This is a genomic window from Rickettsia koreansis (genome assembly GCF_046532895.1).
Taxonomy (GTDB): Bacteria; Pseudomonadota; Alphaproteobacteria; order Rickettsiales; family Rickettsiaceae; genus Rickettsia; species Rickettsia rickettsii.
On the sequence record NZ_WHLZ01000003.1, the window covers coordinates 1 to 19113 of the forward strand.

Genomic DNA, 19113 nt, shown 5'->3' on the forward strand with positions numbered 1-19113 from the left:
ATTGTTACCAATCCAACCAAATATTACATAGTAGCGCCTACCGGTCTAAAAACGAAAGTAGAACAAAACGCAAAAGCATTAAGTAAGTGAATTAACAAAAGGATCATACTTAGGCAAAAATAAATCATTTAAAAGTATTGCCATATGCACGTAAAGCATTAGGTCAAAATACTCAAGAAATATAACAATAGATAAAAATAGTCCTATTGTTTCTTTTTGATTACGGGCTAAACTTTTTTGCTCTTTTGCGTAACTTCACATACTTTTTTACAGATTAGTTAAAATTAAATTGTAAAGAAATCTATACTGTTTTATATAAAAGTCAATTTAACAAAATTAGATTTTATAACATTGCTAACTCAAGACAGGTGTCGTAATGAGCTGAGCGACTGAAAGGAGCGTATCAATCTAAAAAAATAATAATAAATTCTAGTTTACAGAGTTTTTAACTAGATTGCTTAGTCAATATACTTTGTAATTTCCTTGCAATGGCGTTAATTTATTAAATAAATCTATCTTTATTTAGCAATGCCAATAAATTTCTAATTTAATACTTGCAATTTATCTTATAATTACTTATATTCAGATCCGCTTAGATTAAAAAGCACTAAGGCGTTTTATATGTAATTAATTTTGATCCCCTTAAACTTTTTACATTAAAACGCCGTTATTTTATTTAAGCGGGTGTAGCTCAGGGGTAGAGCGCTACCTTGCCAAGGTTGAAGTCGAGGGTTCGAATCCCTTCACCCGCTCCAGTGATTTTGTCCGTTTTATGTCATTCCCGCGTAGGCAGGAATGACATAGAGCATGTTTTTTGAACTAAGCAACAACGCCCTTTTGCAAATGACATCAGTAAGTTTATCATAAATTCAATCTTCCAAACCATATTTTTTCTTAATATCTTCTAATGAGATTACTTCTTCTCTTTTTTCTATACGAGACAAAGCAATTAATAAATCTGCTTTTTCTTCTATATAACTTTCTATTGCTTTACGTATAATATATCCTTTTGGTCTATCGATTTCCTTAGCAACATTAGAAAGTATAATATCTAGTTCATTAGAAATTCTAGTAGTTATAACTGTCATAAAAATAGCCATTTATCGGTTTTGTGATAACTTATATTAGTATAAAATACATTTAAATATATTTAATATTATTATTTTACCCTTGCATTAAAGCTATTAGGTAGCTATTTTTATTTTATTAGACTTAGTGCATAACCTATCTTATAAAGAGAAATTTTAAGGAAACACGGCACGCAGCACCGCAGCGTACAAAAAGGGACGTGAGATGCGAGTACCGGATTGATGTATACCGCAGATACTTCAAAAGTTGGAAGCCAAATAAGTGGTGAGCCTGCGGAGCGTAGCAAACTACATGAGCAAAGGCGAAGCCTAAAATTTGACGTACCAAATCTTGAAGTATCTGCATTTGGTACGTCAAAGGTATACAAATTACTTTTAGAAAGAGGTTATACAGGAAGACTATTGCAACAATTAGGAAATTACATATGTCAGCAAATACGCAAGATAATCAGGCAAATAATAACGACACTATAGAAATACAGGAAACTGAGGTAGTGCCCGTAGAAACAAATTCTTTACAATCGGGGTTAACAAGCTTAATACCGATGGTTTTAATTTTTGCTGTATTTTACTTCTTATTATTACGTCCACAAGAAACACGACGCAAAGAAAGAGAGAAATTAGTAAGTGAAGTTAAAAAAGGCGAAGAAGTTCTAACAAATAGCGGCATTTATGGTATTGTGACTAAAATAAGTGAAAATGACAATAATATTGAAATCGAAATAGCTAAAGATGTACGTATTAAAGTTTTAAAAAGTGCTATTATCGATATAACTAGTCGTACAAAAGAAGTAGCAGTAAAAAAAGAAAACAACAAAAAAGATAAGAAGGTAAGCGGTGCAAAAGCTTCCTAAGTGGAAAATTTTTCTTTCAATTATATGTACGGTTTTTGCAGTTATTTGTGCCTTACCTAATTTCATGCAGGTAAACTCTAAGTTTCTACCTCATGATTCAGTAAATCTAGGACTTGATCTTAGAGGAGGAGCCCATTTATTACTAGATGTTGATTTTGACACCTACTTAAATGATTCAATGGAAAATCTTGCCGACACTTTACGCAAAAATTTTCGTGAGGATAAAATCGGCTATAAAAATCTGTTAGTTAGACAAAATAGCATTCAATTAGAAGTAAGATCGCCTGAGAAATTAAAGCCGTTAAAGAAAATAATTAATAAAATCGATCCAGAAATTATCGCTGAAGTAAATGAAAATAAAATAAAGCTTGGCTACAGCGAATCTAGATTAAATGACTTACTTAATAAGGTAGTAGACCAATCTATTGAGATCGTTCGCATGAGAGTTGATAGTACCGGCACTAAAGAGCCGACCCTACAGAAACAAGGCGATAAGCATATATTACTGCAAGTTCCCGGTGAAGAAAATCCCTCTTACCTGAAGAATATATTAGGGAAAACTGCAAAGCTAACTTTTCATTTAGTTGATGAAAATGCCAATATCGAAGAAGCGGTAAAAGGACATGTTCCAGTAGGTTCAATGCTAGTTAAGGGAGATAACGAAAGTCATGGGGAGTATTATGTCGTTATAAAGAGAAAAGTTGTTTTGGGTGGGGATCAGCTTACAACTGCTTCAGCTTCTTTTGACCAAAATTCGCAAGCGGTAGTTGCTTTTTCTTTCAACAATTTAGGTAGTAAAATATTTGGTGAAATAACTAAAAATAATACCGGTAAACGCCTTGCTATAGTTCTAGACAATAAATTACTAAGTGCTCCAACGATAAACGGAGCGATTATGGGCGGAAGCGGTATAATAACAGGAAATTTTACCGTTGAGTCGGCAAATGAGCTTGCACTATTATTGCGAGCCGGTTCACTTCCTGCCCCACTTAAAATTATTGAAGAGAGAAGTATAGGTCCAAATTTGGGTGCTGATTCTATAGAGTCGGGCAAAAAGGCAGGACTTATAGGATTTATAGCAGTGTGTATATTTATGGTTTGGTCTTACGGTGTGCTTGGTTTATTTGCCAATATAGCCTTAAGCCTTGCATTGTTATATATTTTAGCTTTACTTTCACTTTTCCAAGCTACTTTAACTCTGCCGGGAATTGCAGGAATAATACTCACTATGGGTATGGCTGTTGATGCTAATGTATTGATTTACGAAAGAATTAAAGAGGAACTGCATAAAGGAGTGTCTAATCTTTATGCTATTAGAACCGGTTTTGAATCTGCGTTTGCCACTATCCTTGATGCTAACCTAACTACTTTAATCGTTGCTTTTTTACTTTATATATTTGGAGTAGGTGCAATAAAAGGTTTTGCCGTTGCATTAACGATCGGGATTATATCTTCAATGTTTTCGGCGATTATCATTACTAAATTATTAATAGATATTTGGGTAAAATATTTTAAACCTAAAAAATTAGGGCTTGTGTAAAAGAGTAGACTTGGTTGTATGGTCTTTTTATGTCATTCCCACGAAAGCGGGAATGACATAAGAGCCATACAGCAGGACCAGAGCTAGGATGACAACGCAAAAATGGATAATATCTTATGAAAATACAGTCTAATGTTATAAAAATAATTATCGTAATTAGCTTATTAATAGGAGTAGGAGCATTATATTTGTTGTTATCTTTAAGAACGCCTGAAAAGCCACTTGCCGGTCAAGTTAATATCTATGAAGATAACGTAAAAATCGGCGGTGATTTTGAACTAATAGACCAAAATGGAGAGATATTTAATAGTGATAAGTTGAAAGGCAACTTAAGCCTCATTTACTTTGGATTTACTAGTTGTCCTGATATATGCCCAACCTCTCTAAATAAAATGACGGAGATTGTAGAAATTTTAAATAAACATAAAATAGATATTCTACCTGTTTTTATCACTATTGACCCAAAACGTGATACTCCTATAGCACTTAAAGAATATCTAAAACATTTTCATCCGAAATTTATAGGTCTTACCGGTAACGAGCAGCAAATAAAAGATGTAACTGATAAATTCAAGGTTTTCTATGCTCGTGTGCATGGTGATGATGACGACCCGAACTATATGCTTGATCATTCATCTTTTACATATTTAATCGATGCAAACGGAAAATATCTGAAACATTTCTATTTAGATTCTTCACCTAAGGAAATTATGGAATTTTTAAGAAATGAATAATTATATATCGGTAGCGTATTTATTTACCTTTTTAACCTTAGCGATATTGTTAATTGTAAGTTTTTTAAATTACAAGTCATTGAAAAATAAACAGAACTTTAATGCAAAAGAGAGTAAGGAATAGATTAATAACAATAATTATTTGTTTCTGCTCAGCATGTTTAGGAATTATTATAATACTTTACAATTTAGAGAAAAATATAGTATTTTTTTTGCCGCCGTCAAAAATTAATGAAATAGAACAAGGCAAAGAGTTAAGAGTCGGTGGGCTTGTTAAAACAGACTCAATAAATAAAATTGCTGATGATAAGATAAGTTTTGTTATTACCGATAATATTAAGGATTTCGAGATATTATATCAAGGAGCCCTGCCGGCTCTATTTCGTAAAGGACAAGGAATTATTGCCATCGGGCAATTATCGAACGGGAAATTTATAGCAAGACAATTACTTGCAAAGCATGATGAGAATTACAGACCTCCGCAATAACAACGTCATTGCGAAGAGCGAAGCGACGTGGCAATCTAGTAAAATAGGCCTGAGATTGCTTCGTCGAATTACGTTGTAATTCTCCTCGCAATGACGAAAAATAACTAAACCAAATAAATAAAAACATGTTTATAGATAAAATCAAAGCAAAAGCAAATAATTACGAAATAAACGTAATTATCGAAATTCCGATGAATAGCGGTCCAATCAAATATGAATTTGACAAAGAATCAGGAGCAGTTTTTGTTGATCGCTTTATGCAAACTACCATGAGCTATCCATGCAATTACGGTTTTATTCCTCATACTCTTTCAAATGACGGTGATCCGGTAGACGTACTTGTCGTAGCTCATCATCCAGTAGTGCCTGGGTCGGTTATAAAATGCCGAGCAGTCGGTGTATTGATTATGGAAGACGAATCAGGGCTTGATGAGAAAATAATCGCAGTACCGACTTCTAAGCTCGATATTACTTTCGATCATATTAAAGAGCTAGATGATTTATGTGACATGCTCAAGAAACGTATCGTGCATTTCTTTGAGCATTATAAAGATTTAGAAAAAGGTAAATGGGTTAAAGTTACTGGATGGGAAAATAAATCAAAAGCAGACGCTTTAATCAATGAAGGAATAGATAGGGTCAGCTAGGGATAAGAATTCATGACGTTGCTTGCATGGTGCTTGATGTCATTCTCGCGGAGGCGGGAAGCCAGAAAAAGTAGCCTTAATCCCGATCTCAACAATTACACATTAATTAACAAAATAAACCTATAAAAACAAGTTTTTATAGGTTTTACTGGATTCCCGCCTCCGCGGGAATGACATCAGAAAAATAAGATAAAAAACAAACAGTGACCGACTTCTTGCATAATGTAGCTAATAAAGAGGAATTTGAAAGAAACACGGAACGCAGCACCGCAGCGTACACTTTAGTACATGAGAATGCGAGTACCGGATTGACGCACAAATTACCTTTAGAAGCAAGTTATGCAAGAAGTCGATTATTTCGTTCAGGAGTCGTAGTAGCTTTTTGCACATTAATTTCTCGCATATTTGGCTTAGTGCGTGAACAGTTTATCGCATCATTATTCGGCTCTACACCTATGGGTGATAGCATTAATGTTGCTTTTAAACTACCGAATCTATTTAGAAGAATTTTTGCAGAAGGAGCATTATCAAGCGTATTCATTCCTATTTATAATGAAAAAATGCTTATTTCTAAGAAAGCCGCTAATAATTTTTCAGGTGAGGTTTTTACCCTTTTACTTCTGACATTAATAGTAATAATAGCATTAATGCAAATCTTCATGCCACAATTAATGCTGTTTATTGTTCCTGGATTTCACGGTAAAAAAGAAAAGTTTGAGCTTACGGTATTTTTATGCCGCATTACAATACCTTATTTAATATTTGTTTCATTAACGGCTCTACTTGGCGGAATATTAAACTCTGTAAAAAAATTCGCTGCATTTGCTTTTTCACCGGTTATTTTAAGTATATGCGTAATAATTTTTACTTTAACATTTGATCATTATATAGAATCTACTATCTCAATTAGCTTATCTTTAATAATGGCCGGAATATTACAAGTTTCGTTTATGTTTGTCTGTGTGAAAAGAGCGGATTTAAACTTTCCGATAATTTTTAACCCAAGCGATCCCGATGTAAAAAAGCTTTTGATTAATATGGGACCGGCAACCATTAGCTCCGGCATACAGCAATTAAACCTTTTCATATCCCAATCTATTGCTAGCCTTATTGAAGGTGCTATTTCTATATTATCTTATGCCGACCGGATATATCAATTTCCTCTATCAATAATAGGTACTAGCTTCTCTACTATATTGCTACCTGAGCTGTCAAAAATCTATAAATCAAATGATATAGTAGCTGCAAAAAAAATACAGAATAATGCTATTAGAATGGGATTATTATTATCGTTGCCTGCTACATTCGGTATTATAATTCTATCTCATCCGATTATTAATATAATTTATGAAAGAGGAGTATTCACGAGCCAAGATACTACAAATACAGCTGAGGCTATTTCTGCGTTTGCACTTGGGCTCCCTGCTTTTATTTTGGCAAAAATTTTAACTCCTATTTTTTATGCTAACGGAGATACTAAAGCACCGCTCAAAATAACCTTATTTTCAATAATAATTAATACCAGCATGAACCTATTATTAATGGATTCTTTGAAACATATCGGTATTGCAGTCGGTACATCTATTGCAGCTTGGTATCATCTAGGTTTATTATATAGCTATACTACAAAACAAAATAAGCTTCATATAGAAGCCGGTATAAAACTTTTCTGCGGTAAAATTTTGTTATGCTGTATCTTAATGTCTATTATAATTGCTTTAATAAAGCATTATTATTTAGAATATTTTTATTCGGAATATTTACTGATTAAAGTCTGTATGCTAGGTAGTACAATTGCAGTTGGAATGGGAGCATTTTTCGGCACGGCATATTTATTAAAAGCGGTTAATTATGATAATAACAAAAAATAAGCACCAATCAAATTATCAGGATTGGCTAAAAGCCTTAGCTATTATAACCATGATCATTGATCATGTAGGTTTATATCTATATCCTGAATTAACGATTATGCGGATCATAGGTCGTACAGCTATGCCAGTATTTTGCTTTTTTGCCGGTTATAATTTTCATGATAAACCAAAAACCCATATAATAATATTCGGTGTTTTATTACAAATATATACCACTGTACTATTTAAACAGTTTCTTACTACAAATATTCTAATCTCTATCTATTTAGGGCAATGGTATATTTATTATTTTCGTAATTCTTTAACTCACTTTTTCTATAGCGGTTATTGTCATGCAATTATAATGGTACTATTGTGGTATATTAGCTGGGCTTTGATTGATTACGGGACTCTTGTAATTGCTACAATGATACTTGGATTTATTTCAAAACATGAGCAGGCAAACTTAAAACTTTGCTGTTTTATAGCAATTTTTGCCTCTTTCGTGCATTCAACTCTTTTTACTCTTGCAATTTTTTTCTTTAATGAGTTTAATTTTTCAAATACTGACTTAATTTTAAACCTCACTTTCTTAACAATTACCTATATATTAATGATCCTAAGCGATTATTCACAAAAAATAGCTATAAATCTAAAATGGATAAGTCGCAATGTTTTATATATTTACTGCATACACATTATGATCTTACAATTCATATTAATCTATAAATACACATATGGTTTTAAACATTGGTAAATAAACATTAATAATGAGTGACAGCATAATTTAGTTAATATTAATATATTTAAATAAATTGATAATTAAATATATGAATATAATAGATCGTTTAATTTTGGATAATGAACAATATAAAGAGCAATTTAAAAAAAACAAACTATTTAAAATTAAGTTAGATAATACGCTACGAAAAAATAAATTTCTTAAACATTTTCGGATTTGGTCAGATGAGTTTCAAAAAATGGTATTAGCAAGAGTAGTGTTTTCTGAAACAAAAGAATTTCAACAACTTGCATGGGAGCATCTTACTGATGAATTTGGACATAATAGAGAATTATTCCAAAATCTAGAAAATAATGAAGAAACTACAGATTCTATTTTTGAGGCCTTAGGTTCTTGGTTTACGCTAAAAATGATGACTCTTGGAGATAGTGAAAGAGCCGTCCTTGTCCATTTAGTAATAGAGTCTTGTGCTACTATATTTTATGCAAAACTAGGATCAATATTTTTTAATCATAAAGCAGCAAAACATTTCAAAATACATATGTATCTTGATCCTGAACATGAACAAATGGGAATAGATTTATTAAAACAAATAAACATTAATGATTCTTCTTTACTCACTATTCAAAAAAAAGGCTGGGATATGATTGACGCTCTGTTTACTAGACTTGCTGAAATCACACAGGATTAGCTTTAACTTATAGTATTCTAGATTTTATAAAAAAGCTTGCTTGCACGGTGCGGTTTTTCGTCATTGCAAGCGACTGAAAGGAGCACGGCAATCTCAGGACTTTGGCACAAGATTGCTTCATCAAATTACTGCATAATTCTTTTCTCGCAATGACGGTAAAAATCGAACCACGCAACAACGCCAATGCCAAGCGGCAATAGCATATTCAAACTAAACCAACTCGCTTACTTGAGATTTGGCAAAGAGCTTGATCTGAAAGTTAACAAAATTTACATTACCTTTTGAGCCTATTTCCGCAAATTTATGCGCTTTAAGAAGTAGGTCATAATCGTCCGCTAAATCGGCGAAGAAAAATGCGATTTCGCCGCTTTGTTTTACTCCTAAAATCTCACCGCTACCTCGAAGTTTTAAATCCTGCTCAGCTATATAAAATCCATCATTAGTTTGTTTCATTATCTCAAACCTACCTCGTGCAACTTTTCTAAGCCTTTTAGGATTGTATAACAATATACAATATGACTGCAAACTACCCCGCCCTACTCTACCTCTAAGCTGATGAAGTTGAGCGAGACCAAATTGCTCAGCATTTTCAATAATTATCAAAGTGGCTTCAGGTATGTCTATTCCGACTTCAATAACGGTTGTTGCAACTAATATCTTAATTTCACCTTCCTTAAATTGCTTCATTATTTGGTCTTTCTGCTCGTTTTTCATCTTACCGTGAATAATACCGGTATAACCTTGATAGATATTGTCGATAGAGTTAAAACGATTCATCACATCCATCAATAAACTATCCTCTTCCTGCGTTTCTTTCGCTCCCTGCTCTATCAATGGACAAATCCAATATACCCGCTCACCTGCAATAAGCTTCTTATTTATCGCTGCTATAATATGCTCTATCTTATTAACGGATATGGTATTTGTAGCGATAGGTAAACGACTTTTCGGCTTACCCATTAGCTTTGAGATAGTCATATCACCAAACATAGTAAGTGCAAGGCTTCTAGGAATCGGCGTTGCAGTCATAACTAACACATCGGGATTTACCCCTTTATTTATTAAATTCAAACGCTGTTGCACCCCAAATCTATGCTGCTCATCAATAACTATATAACCTAGTTTCTTAAAAGTTACTTTTTCTTGAAATAAAGCATGAGTGCCGACTAATATATCAATCTCATCGTTGTCAAGTTGTATCATAATATTTTTACGAGCTGCCCCCAGTATCTTACCTGTAAGTAATCCGACTCTTATATTAGTATTTTTTAAAGCTTTAACAAAAAACTCATAATGCTGATTGGCAAGCAAATCAGTTGGAGCCATAAGCGTTGCTTGAAATCCAGTGGCTACCACATTTACCATCGTCAGCAGAGCTACCAAAGTTTTACCAGAGCCAACATCGCCTTGCAACAATCTCATCATTTCTATTTTATTGCTTTGATCACACTCTATTTCTTCTATGACTTGCTTTTGATAAGAAGTTAACTCAAATCCTAGCTCATTTAATATATTTGTTTGAATAGATACAGCTTTAGGGTAAATATTACCTTGTCTTCTACTTATTTGCGTACGTACATTTAAAAGAGATATTTGATTAGCGATAAGCTCCTTAGCTGCTAGTTGTTTTTTGGCGTTAGTATATAAATCGTCATTGCGAAGCCCCTTTAGGGGCTGCGGCAATCTAGAATTTATTAATTTTACATTACTGGATTGCTTCGTCGGCATGAATGCCTCCTCGCAATGACGGAAAACATGCAACATTTGCAAATTCTGCAATATAATATCTAAATAATCTTTTACTTCTTTATCTTCTATACTCTTACACTTCTCTTCAAATATCTCTATTGCTTTTATGATATATGAATATAACTGCTTATTACTAAGTAAATATGTCAGGGAATAAATCGGCTCTATTTCTTTTGTGAGTTTAGGATTTACAATAAATTCAGGATGCGCAATTTGTAAGTAATGATCAAAAAATTGTACCTTTCCGCTGATAATATGAGAAGTACCAACTTGCAGCTTATTAAAAATAAACGGTGGGGGTTTATGAAAAAACACTAATAACAAAGAACCAGTATCATTGCTAGCTGTAATTTTTAAAGGCTGACTACTTTTCTTTGGTAAATTAATGCTCTCAACTACAATTTCTGTTTGGATTATGTCACCGTCTCTAACTTCAGTTAAATTAGGCGATAATATTTTATTTTGATATGAAACAGGTAGATAAAATAATAAATCACGAATATTGTTAATACCAAGCCTTTTAAGAGCAGATACGGTATCTTCACGTATATTGATGAACGTTTTTACAGAAGAGAATAAGAATTTTTCTAAAATAGTTAGCATATATAGTCATAATTATCTTATATACAAATATATATACTTTATAATAAAAGAAGAATAATAAAATATACAAATTATGATTAATATGTCATTCCTGCAAAAGCAGGAATCCAGTAATTAAACGGTGCATACACAGTAAGTTTTTAAAATTAAAAGCTTGATGTATCGCGCTTTTTTCCGGATTTCTGCTTTCGCAGGAATGACATATTAATCATGCAACAAGCCTTCTCTTATAAATCTAATTTTAACCCTGCTCTAACTATAGCTGAGAATTTTAAAGGCATACCTTCTATAAATTCCGCTGTTTTGTAACCGTCTGAGCCGACTATCTTAAATGTTTCATTTAAGCTAAGCCCCAAATTAACGGCTCCAATTCCACCTTGCTTACAACTTTCTTTTAAAGGGGTAGCGGTTAACATTTTAGGCTGATTCCAAAATGTTGCTTCTAAACCTAAACCGATAAATTCAACTTTGACTAAGTTATTAGCTTTAACTCCAACACCGTAAGACTTAAATTTTTGATTTTGCCGTAATGAATATTAACTTGCATATATTTGTTATCAACAACAAAATGGTTAACTAAACCACGCTCTAAACCGTATGGAGCAAGTATCGCTCTAGTAGCCGGTAAATATTTAACCGGTCCTAATTCAATCATCGGAATATTATTTAAGTTAGTATTCATTAAAAATGAATATCCTGAATAGAATAAAAACGGATCAAATAAATCTAAATAAGCATATGAACGAATTTTATTTTTAGTAATATAATTTTTACCGTATATGGAGTTAATCGCTTTTACATATGCATTTATATCATTAACGCTTTTATCTTTGCCATCAAACTTAGTACTAAAAATATAACTTGCTTGATCTAGTCTTGTCCATAAATAACCTATACCGTAAGTAGGATTAATTTTGTTACTTGCCATGTATCTATCTTTAATATTTTCAGATAACAAATAACTTGCTTGCATTCCCCCTGTATCTATAGCAATTTGCTTATGAACTTGCAAAGCATTAAAATCTTTAGTTGTAAAATATGTTGTATCCTCAAAAGGATCTACTTCATATTTTGTTACTTTTAAATCAAATTCTTTGCTCTTGCTCTATAACCTCCTATTTCATGATTACCTACCATAATCCAAGATGTAGCAGTAAATCTTGTAATATAACTTAAGATCTTCATAGCTATATTATCTGAATCGGCAAACATAGCATCATCTAATTGATGGTAACCTTCAATTAATGACATAGCAGCATCGCTACTCGCTCTTGAGGACATATCTTTATCATAAGTCACTACATAACTATAATTTTTTTTAGAATTTTCTTGAATTGTTATATCGTCATCAATATTTGATGCAGTTATTAATACTGTTGATGAATACAAAAAATAAGCAGCAATGGTTAAATTTAATTTCTTGTAAAGTATTTTTTTAATATACCAAACTTGTGTATATCCTTGACTTCTTTTGAAAAGCCTCCTAATTTCTTAAATAATAGATATTAAATAATTTAAAATTTATGAATAAAATCTATCCTTCGGCTGAAACTGCTCTTGAAGGACTTCTTTATGACGGCATGACTATAATGTCGGGCGGATTCGGTCTATGCGGTATTCCTGAAAATTTAATAAATGCACTTCTTAAAATCAATGTTCAAAATTTAACAGTTATAAGCAATAATTGCGGTGTTGACAATTTCGGACTTGGGCTTCTTCTTCAAACTAAACAAATAAAAAAAATGATTTCTTCGTATGTCGGAGAAAATAAGATTTTTGAGCAACAATATCTTGATAAGGTTTTAGAGCTTGAGCTAAACCCACAAGGAACTTTAGCTGAACGAATTAGGGCTGCTTGTATGGGAATTCCGGCTTTTTATACTAAAACAGGTATAGGTACAATTGTAGAGGAAGGTAAAGAAACAAAGGAGTTTAACGGCAAAAAATATATAATGGAAACTGCCCTTCAAGCTGACCTTGCTATTATTAAAGGCTTTAAAGCTGATAAAAGCGGCAACGTGATTTACAATAAAACTGCACGAAATTTTAATTCAGTCATAGCAGGTGCCGCTAAAGTTACAGTTTGTGAAGTAGAGGAAATAGTTGAGGTGGGAGAGCTTGACCCTAACAATATTCACACACCTAATATTTTCATACAGCGATTAATAGTAGGTGAAAAATATGAGAAACGTATTGAGCAATTAACTGTCAGGGAAAAATAAGATATGCCTTGGAGCAAAGAAGAAATTTATCAAATAACAGCAGAGGAACTTAAAGACGGATTATATGTCAATCTTGGTATAGGTATGCCTACGCATGTAGCAAATTATATACCTCAAGGAGTGAATGTAATATTTCAAAGCGAGAACGGTATGCTTGGCATGGGACCATTTCCTTACGCAGGAGAGGAAGATCCTGATTTAATTAACGCCGGTAAGCAAACTATTACTGCTATTCCTGAAAGCAGCTATTTCGACAGTAGCTTTTCATTTGGGATGATTAGAGGTTCGCATGTCGATTTAACTATTTTAGGTGCTATGCAAGTCTCACAAACAGGAGATCTTGCCAACTGGACTATTCCAGGTAAAATGGTTAAAGGTATGGGAGGAGCTATGGATTTGGTCGCTAACACCAAAAGAGTAGTTATTATAATGGAACATAACGCAAAAGATGGCGGTGCTAAATTATTAAAAGAATGCAGCTTTCCGTTAACAGGTAAAAAAGTAGTTAACAGAGTAATTACCGATCTTGGAATTTTTGATATTGATAAAGATGAAATGATATTAGTTAGACAAGCTGACGATGTTACTATTGAAGAAATAAAGTCTAAAACTGAAGCCGAGTTTATAGTTAATTTATAATATGGAGAATAAAATGGTTAAAGTATCGTATATTATAGTGGATACGGTCATACTGCAAAAGTAGCTGAAGAACTAAATAAGAGCATACAAGAAGTAGGAGCAAATGTTTCTTATACAAATAAATAAAGATAAACCTGATAATCTCAATTGGGATTTATTAGACAATGCAGATGCTATCATTTTTGGAGTCCCAACCTATATGGGTAGTTTAGCCAGAGCGTTTAAAATATTTATGGAAGCTACCTCAACTAGATGGGCACACAACAACAATGGCAAGATAAAATAGCTGCAGCTTTTACTAATTCTGCTTCTTATGCAGGTGATAAGTTATGCAATATTCAGCAGCTATTGCACTTCGCTATGCAGCATTGTATGATTTGGGTCGGGCAAGCTGAAGCTGCTCCGAATTTTTCCGATCATGAGATGCCTGATCCCGATAAAATTAAAATTAACCGCTTAGGTAGCTGGTCAGGACGTATGACTCAATCTAACCACAAATCTTCTCCTGATATTACTCCTACTCAAGGCGATTTAAAAACTGCTAATTTCTTTGGTAAAAGAATAGTTGAAATAACTAAGAAGTTTAAAGGGTAGATTTATATGGTGTTTTATGTCATTCCCGCGGAAGCGGGAATCCAAAAAATAACTTTAATGCTGCTATAAAATTACCATTAATTGATAAAATAAACCTAAAAAAACAAGTTTTTTATAGGTTTTACTGGATTCCCGCTTCCGCGGGAATGACATTTATTATCTAATTATTATCTCACAAATGATGGTTTTTGTGAGTTCCTATTATTAATTTTTTGAGCATGCGTAGTCATTTTAGCATCTCGTTCTCCTTTAGTTTTAAGATTTTTTTTCCTATTAACACTAACATCACTCCAATTACCACTATCGCTTTCACTGCTACTACTATCACTCATCTCCATAGCAACTCTTCGTGCTAAAATTGATGCAACTCCACTCATTTTGTTAACATTCTGAGCAGACTTACTCTGAGAATGTGCAACCGGTTTTCCTGTATTAGGGTCAAATTCAACTTTTTTTAGTTTGTGTTCACCTCTTATGGACTGCAGCAATAAATCTCTAGGATCTTGTACCTTAACATCCGTTGTTTCAACTTTTCTTAGTTTTTTTGGCCCTACTATTTCTCTCATTAAATCAGAAGTATCTATAGAAGGACGTGGTTGATTTTCTGGTTTTTTAACCGTAGTAGCTTCTACAGGCTTAGATAATGTATCAGTCTGAGCCGGAGCCATAGTAGGCATAGGCGGTGGCGGAGGTGGGGGTGGAATGTTATTTTCCGGTAAAGGAGGCGGTGGTGGGGGTGGTGGGGGTGGAATGTTATTTTCCGGTAAAGGAGGTGGTGGTGGGGGTGGAATGTTATTTTCCGGTAAAGGAGGCGGTGGTGTTATATTATTTTCCAAAGGTTTAGCTAGGGACGAATTTACTAATATTGGTTCTTTTTTTGAAGCCATGTGATTTGTAAGGTTACTTACTATCTTTTGTAACTCCTCATTGTCAGGTAATTTTGCAATTATATCCTTAATATTTCTTTCTTTATTTTCAATTAATTCCTCAAATTTATGCTTCGTTTTATATAATTGTTCCTCAATCTTTCTAATTGTTCTAGTATTACTCTCTTTGTTTTTTGCTAAAACCTGCTCACTATTATTTACAAAAACATTTTTAACATTTTGCCAAATATTATTTAATTTTTCAAAAAATGTATAAGGTACTTCTGCCCTAATTTCAGCAACCTGTTTTTGTATTTCTTTAAGTTCTCTGATATTAGAATTTTCGGATATTAAATTTTGGATGTTTTGTTTTGTAGCATTTAAAGAATTATATTGTTTCTCTAGTGCTTCAGCATTAATGAATTGTAAGGGATTTGTCATATGTAGAGCTGAGAATCTTTCAGGTTTACTCTTATAACTAAAAAATACTTCCGATAATCTTGCTCTTTGATCTTTAGATAAATCTTTCTTTGTTAAATCCTTAAAATTTTTTGCGATTTCTTCTTGTAATTCTTGCTTTAAAGGTGCAGATTTTTCCACTATATTATATATCTTATTATCAATATCTTTTAATATTTTATTATTATACTTTATTGCTTCATTTGTTAATTGTTCTTCACTTTTTATCAAAATATACTTTACATTAGAAACTGTTTTTACAAATCTTTTAAACCAAGGCAGCGATCTATTATGTTCTTTTTCTAGTTCTTTAGTTTCATTTTGTATTTCGATTAAACCTTGCAACTGCTTATTTTGTTCGCATAATTCATTTACTTGGCTTAATATAGTATTTAAAGCATTATTTTCTTGTGCTAATAATTTATTTATATCTATTTCTTTAACCATGCCATACACCTACTATAAATTAATATCATTATTATAGCAAATTTCTTGTACAAAAGCAAAGAGAAAGTTAATTTATGTAATGTATTTTTGATAAATAAAAGATAGATAAACGAATGTAGTTAACGTAATTTTAAGGATGATAAGCCTATAAGAGCAAATATAACTGAAATAATCCAAAATCTTATTACGACTTTTGATTCTGCCCAGCCGTGTTTTTCAAAATGATGATGGAGCGGTGCCATTTTAAATATTCTTTTTCCTTTGGTAGCTTTGAAGTAATATACCTGTAAAATTACGGATGCCGTTTCAATAACAAACAAGCCGCCGACTATAGCTAAAACTATTTCATGCTTAGTAATAACGCTAATAATACCAAGCACACCGCCAAGACTTAGACTACCGGTATCGCCCATAAAAACTTCTGCCGGTTGCGCATTAAACCATAAAAATCCAAGGCAGCTACCGACTAATCCCGCACATAACACCGTTAACTCTCCGGTATTCGGTATATAGGTTAGCTGTAAGTAGTTCGAGTAAATTAGATTTCCTACTAAATAACTTATTAAAGCAAAAGAACCGGCAGTAAAGGCAATAGGAACGGTAGCAAGACCATCAAGCCCATCCGTTAGATTCACAGCATTAGAAGAGCCGACTATAACAAATATAGCAAAAACTATATAAAAATCACCAAGATCCAAACTTAAATTTTTAAAAAACGGTACGTTAAGTAAATGACTTGGACTTTTATCTAGATATTCTAGTAAAACACATATAATGAAGCTAATAATTCCTTGAAGTAAAAGCTTACTTTTTCCTCTTACTCCGTAATGATTATTTTTAGTTACCTTAGCATAATCATCCATAAATCCTATAATACCAAAACTAATAAAACCAAATAACGTAATCCAAATATATTTATTCGTTAAATCAGCAAGTAATAAAGTAGAAAGACAACTAGACAAAATAATCATAATGCCCCCCATTGTCGGGGTACCTACTTTTGTTTGATGCGATTCAGGTCCGTCTGAGCGTATAGGCTGACCGTTTTTTTGAAGAGATCGCAGAAATTCTATTAATATCGGACCCGTGATAAAACTAAGGCTTAGAGTTATAATAATAGCAAGACCGCTACGAAAAGTAATATAGTGAAATAAATTAGCTATATGTGAATTATGGATATGAGGAAGTAAAAGATTGTATAACATTTGTAGATTTAAATTTAAAAGTATATTTTGATGTTATTCATTGTGCATGGATACCAAATCGTCATTGCGAGCAGTCGTAGACTGCGCGGCAGCAATCTCGTCAAACATACTGAGATTGCTTCGTCAATTACTACGTAATTTCCGCGCAATGACGGACAACAAAACCACATAATATTAAGAATATCCTAGTGTATTTATTTATAATAATCAACAATCTTATCAAGTTTTACGCCTCTTGACCCTTTTATTAGAATAAGCTCATTACCTTCAAATAAATCCGTAATATGTGTAATTAATTCATCAACATTTTTAAAGTATTTTTTAGCTATTTTGGAAGGTAGTAAATCATCAATATATTTAGTATTTACTCCTACTAAATATACCTTAGAACAAGCGGCATCTAATATGTACTGCACTAGTTTCTCATGTAATCGTTTAGAATTTTCCCCTAGCTCTAGCATATCGCCTATTATAGCAGTTTTATGCTCGGCAGGTACTTGTTTTAAATATTCTAATGCAGCTTTCATTGACTGCGGACTTGCGTTATAGTAATCACAAATTACACGACAATTTTGTATATTGATAATTTCCCCTCTTCCTTTAGTAGGAGAAATATTTGCTAAGTGATTTGCAGCTATCTCTATATCTTTACCTAATATATCGATAATTAAAAGTACACTAGTATAATTTTCGGTAAAATGCCGAGGAATAAACGGTATCGTTACATCTAAGACTTTATTATTTATCTTATACTTTAAGTAGACTTGCTCTCCTAGATTCTCATATAAAATTAATTCTGCTGAAGTTTTAGCTGATCTACCGAAACTATGTATATCGGTTATAGAAAGGTTTTTTAATATCGATAATATTTTGTTATAGCAATTAGTATCGGCATTAATAACGGCAATATCATTTTTGCTAAAATTTGCAAAAATCTCACATTTAGCTTCAGCTATCTCTTCAAGCGAGTTAAAAAATTCTAAATGCGCCTCCGAAATATTAGTAATCATGGCAATATTCGGTTTTAATATTTGAACCAGCTCTCTTATTTCACCTTTATGGTTCATGCCAAGCTCAAAAATAGCATATTCCGTATCATCAGCCATTGAAGCAAGATTAATAAGCATACCGAGTTTGTTATTGAAGTTACCTCGGCTAGCAAAAACTAGAAAATCATGTTGTAATAATACTTTCAGTGCTTCTTTGGTAGAAGTTTTACCGACGCTGCCTGTTATAGCTATAAATTTAGCTTTTGAATTCTCTCGTTTATATAAAGCCATTTTTTGTAGAGCTTCAAAACAATTATCGACTAAGATAATTTTATCTTTATAATTGATCTCTACTCGCTTACTAATAATTACGGCTGCTGCTCCTTTATCTATTGCATCTAGAACATAATCGTGACCATCTCTATTGCCTTGAAGTGCTATAAATAAATCACCTTTTTTAACATCTTTGGAATTAAATTGCACTTCATTACAATTTATAGAATTAGAGATTGTTATACCGAGAACAGCACTTAAAGTTTTAGAGTTCCAGATCATATATGTTTTTGTTATTTATGTGTTGTTGTATGGCTTGTTTATGTCATTCCCGCGTAGGCGGGAAGCCAGTAAACATATAAAAAGCAAGCTTTTTATATGTTTATTTTATCAAATATGTAACTTCTGTATTAATATTGAAGTTATTTTTCTG

General features: G+C 32.6%; 21 protein-coding genes, 1 tRNA gene and 1 pseudogene. 14 read left to right on the forward strand and 9 right to left on the reverse strand.

Annotation, left to right across the window (positions count from 1 at the left end; genetic code table 11):
* Positions 1 to 32: 32 nt before the first annotated feature.
* Positions 33 to 207 (reverse strand): annotated as a pseudogene (locus GCO76_RS06610) (MFS transporter); the annotation flags it as partial.
* 473 nt (positions 208 to 680) lie between these two features.
* Between GCO76_RS06610 and GCO76_RS06615 the strand changes: the two are divergent.
* Positions 681 to 755 (forward strand) — tRNA-Gly (locus tag GCO76_RS06615).
* A 114-nt stretch (positions 756 to 869) separates the two neighbouring features.
* On the opposite strand, the gene GCO76_RS06620 is transcribed toward GCO76_RS06615, so the two are convergent.
* Entirely contained in the window at positions 870 to 1100 is a 231-nt protein-coding gene (locus GCO76_RS06620) for a DUF6290 family protein (RefSeq protein WP_103897153.1), read from the reverse strand.
* 207 nt (positions 1101 to 1307) lie between these two features.
* Here GCO76_RS06620 and GCO76_RS06625 point away from each other — a divergent pair, with 207 nt between their 5' ends.
* From GCO76_RS06625 to GCO76_RS06665, 9 genes are all read left to right on the forward strand, one after another.
* Positions 1308 to 1562, forward strand: a complete 255-nt coding sequence (locus GCO76_RS06625; RefSeq protein WP_410956628.1) for a palindromic element RPE5 domain-containing protein — start codon at positions 1308 to 1310, stop codon at positions 1560 to 1562.
* Positions 1514 to 1942: a preprotein translocase subunit YajC gene (gene yajC / locus GCO76_RS06630; RefSeq protein WP_410956629.1), complete on the forward strand. Its 429-nt coding sequence runs from the start codon at positions 1514 to 1516 to the stop codon at positions 1940 to 1942. The genes GCO76_RS06625 and yajC overlap by 49 nt, the downstream gene beginning before the upstream one ends.
* A complete protein-coding gene (gene secD, locus GCO76_RS06635) occupies positions 1926 to 3482 on the forward strand; it encodes a protein translocase subunit SecD (RefSeq protein WP_410956630.1) in 1557 nt (518 codons plus the stop codon). The genes yajC and secD overlap by 17 nt, the downstream gene beginning before the upstream one ends.
* Positions 3483 to 3598: 116 nt before the next feature.
* Complete coding sequence (locus GCO76_RS06640; protein ID WP_012736692.1) at positions 3599 to 4216, forward strand: SCO family protein; 618 nt, start codon at positions 3599 to 3601, stop codon at positions 4214 to 4216.
* Positions 4217 to 4317: 101 nt separating this feature from the next.
* On the forward strand, positions 4318 to 4704 hold the full coding sequence (gene ccmE, locus GCO76_RS06645) for a cytochrome c maturation protein CcmE (RefSeq protein ID WP_014120981.1): 387 nt from the start codon (positions 4318 to 4320) through the stop codon (positions 4702 to 4704).
* Between the two features lie 125 nt (positions 4705 to 4829).
* Positions 4830 to 5351: an inorganic diphosphatase gene (gene ppa / locus GCO76_RS06650; protein WP_410956631.1), complete on the forward strand. Its 522-nt coding sequence runs from the start codon at positions 4830 to 4832 to the stop codon at positions 5349 to 5351.
* Positions 5352 to 5659: 308 nt separating this feature from the next.
* Positions 5660 to 7222: a murein biosynthesis integral membrane protein MurJ gene (gene murJ, locus GCO76_RS06655; RefSeq protein WP_410956680.1), complete on the forward strand. Its 1563-nt coding sequence runs from the start codon at positions 5660 to 5662 to the stop codon at positions 7220 to 7222.
* Positions 7203 to 7958 (forward strand): TraX family protein, encoded by a 756-nt coding sequence (locus GCO76_RS06660; RefSeq protein WP_410956632.1) that lies wholly within the window; start codon positions 7203 to 7205, stop codon positions 7956 to 7958. Before murJ ends, GCO76_RS06660 begins: the two co-directional genes overlap by 20 nt.
* Before the next feature lie 73 nt (positions 7959 to 8031).
* Positions 8032 to 8634, forward strand: a complete 603-nt coding sequence (locus tag GCO76_RS06665; protein ID WP_410956633.1) for a hypothetical protein — start codon at positions 8032 to 8034, stop codon at positions 8632 to 8634.
* 210 nt (positions 8635 to 8844) lie between these two features.
* Here GCO76_RS06665 and GCO76_RS06670 read toward each other — a convergent pair whose 3' ends face one another.
* From GCO76_RS06670 to GCO76_RS06685, 4 genes are all read right to left on the reverse strand, one after another.
* Positions 8845 to 10986 (reverse strand): ATP-dependent DNA helicase RecG, encoded by a 2142-nt coding sequence (locus GCO76_RS06670; RefSeq protein WP_410956634.1) that lies wholly within the window; start codon positions 10984 to 10986, stop codon positions 8845 to 8847.
* A gap of 227 nt (positions 10987 to 11213) precedes the next feature.
* Positions 11214 to 11402 (reverse strand): hypothetical protein, encoded by a 189-nt coding sequence (locus GCO76_RS06675; RefSeq protein ID WP_410956635.1) that lies wholly within the window; start codon positions 11400 to 11402, stop codon positions 11214 to 11216.
* A gap of 56 nt (positions 11403 to 11458) precedes the next feature.
* Positions 11459 to 11998: a hypothetical protein gene (locus GCO76_RS06680; protein ID WP_410956636.1), complete on the reverse strand. Its 540-nt coding sequence runs from the start codon at positions 11996 to 11998 to the stop codon at positions 11459 to 11461.
* A 68-nt stretch (positions 11999 to 12066) separates the two neighbouring features.
* The gene (locus GCO76_RS06685) at positions 12067 to 12375 is read right to left on the reverse strand and encodes a hypothetical protein (RefSeq protein WP_410956637.1); all 309 of its coding nucleotides are present in this window, start codon (positions 12373 to 12375) and stop codon (positions 12067 to 12069) included.
* 134 nt (positions 12376 to 12509) lie between these two features.
* On the opposite strand from GCO76_RS06685, the gene GCO76_RS06690 reads away from it, so the two are divergent.
* From GCO76_RS06690 to GCO76_RS06705, 4 genes are all read left to right on the forward strand, one after another.
* Complete coding sequence (locus tag GCO76_RS06690; RefSeq protein WP_410956638.1) at positions 12510 to 13208, forward strand: CoA transferase subunit A; 699 nt, start codon at positions 12510 to 12512, stop codon at positions 13206 to 13208.
* A 3-nt stretch (positions 13209 to 13211) separates the two neighbouring features.
* Positions 13212 to 13847 (forward strand): 3-oxoacid CoA-transferase subunit B, encoded by a 636-nt coding sequence (locus GCO76_RS06695; RefSeq protein WP_014120974.1) that lies wholly within the window; start codon positions 13212 to 13214, stop codon positions 13845 to 13847.
* A gap of 103 nt (positions 13848 to 13950) precedes the next feature.
* On the forward strand, positions 13951 to 14133 hold the full coding sequence (locus GCO76_RS06700; protein ID WP_410956639.1) for a flavodoxin family protein: 183 nt from the start codon (positions 13951 to 13953) through the stop codon (positions 14131 to 14133).
* A gap of 86 nt (positions 14134 to 14219) precedes the next feature.
* Positions 14220 to 14441, forward strand: coding sequence for a transcriptional regulator (locus GCO76_RS06705; protein ID WP_410956681.1), 222 nt, complete (start codon positions 14220 to 14222; stop codon positions 14439 to 14441).
* A gap of 167 nt (positions 14442 to 14608) precedes the next feature.
* Here GCO76_RS06705 and rickA read toward each other — a convergent pair whose 3' ends face one another.
* The 3 genes from rickA to GCO76_RS06720 all read right to left on the reverse strand — a co-directional run bounded on the left by rickA (position 14609) and on the right by GCO76_RS06720 (position 18962).
* On the reverse strand, positions 14609 to 16213 hold the full coding sequence (gene rickA, locus GCO76_RS06710) for an Arp2/3 complex-activating protein RickA (protein ID WP_410956640.1): 1605 nt from the start codon (positions 16211 to 16213) through the stop codon (positions 14609 to 14611).
* Positions 16214 to 16332: 119 nt separating this feature from the next.
* A complete protein-coding gene (gene mraY, locus GCO76_RS06715; protein ID WP_410956641.1) occupies positions 16333 to 17418 on the reverse strand; it encodes a phospho-N-acetylmuramoyl-pentapeptide-transferase in 1086 nt (361 codons plus the stop codon).
* Positions 17419 to 17612: 194 nt separating this feature from the next.
* Positions 17613 to 18962: a UDP-N-acetylmuramoyl-tripeptide--D-alanyl-D-alanine ligase gene (locus tag GCO76_RS06720; RefSeq protein WP_410956642.1), complete on the reverse strand. Its 1350-nt coding sequence runs from the start codon at positions 18960 to 18962 to the stop codon at positions 17613 to 17615.
* Between the last annotated feature and the right edge of the window lie 151 nt (positions 18963 to 19113).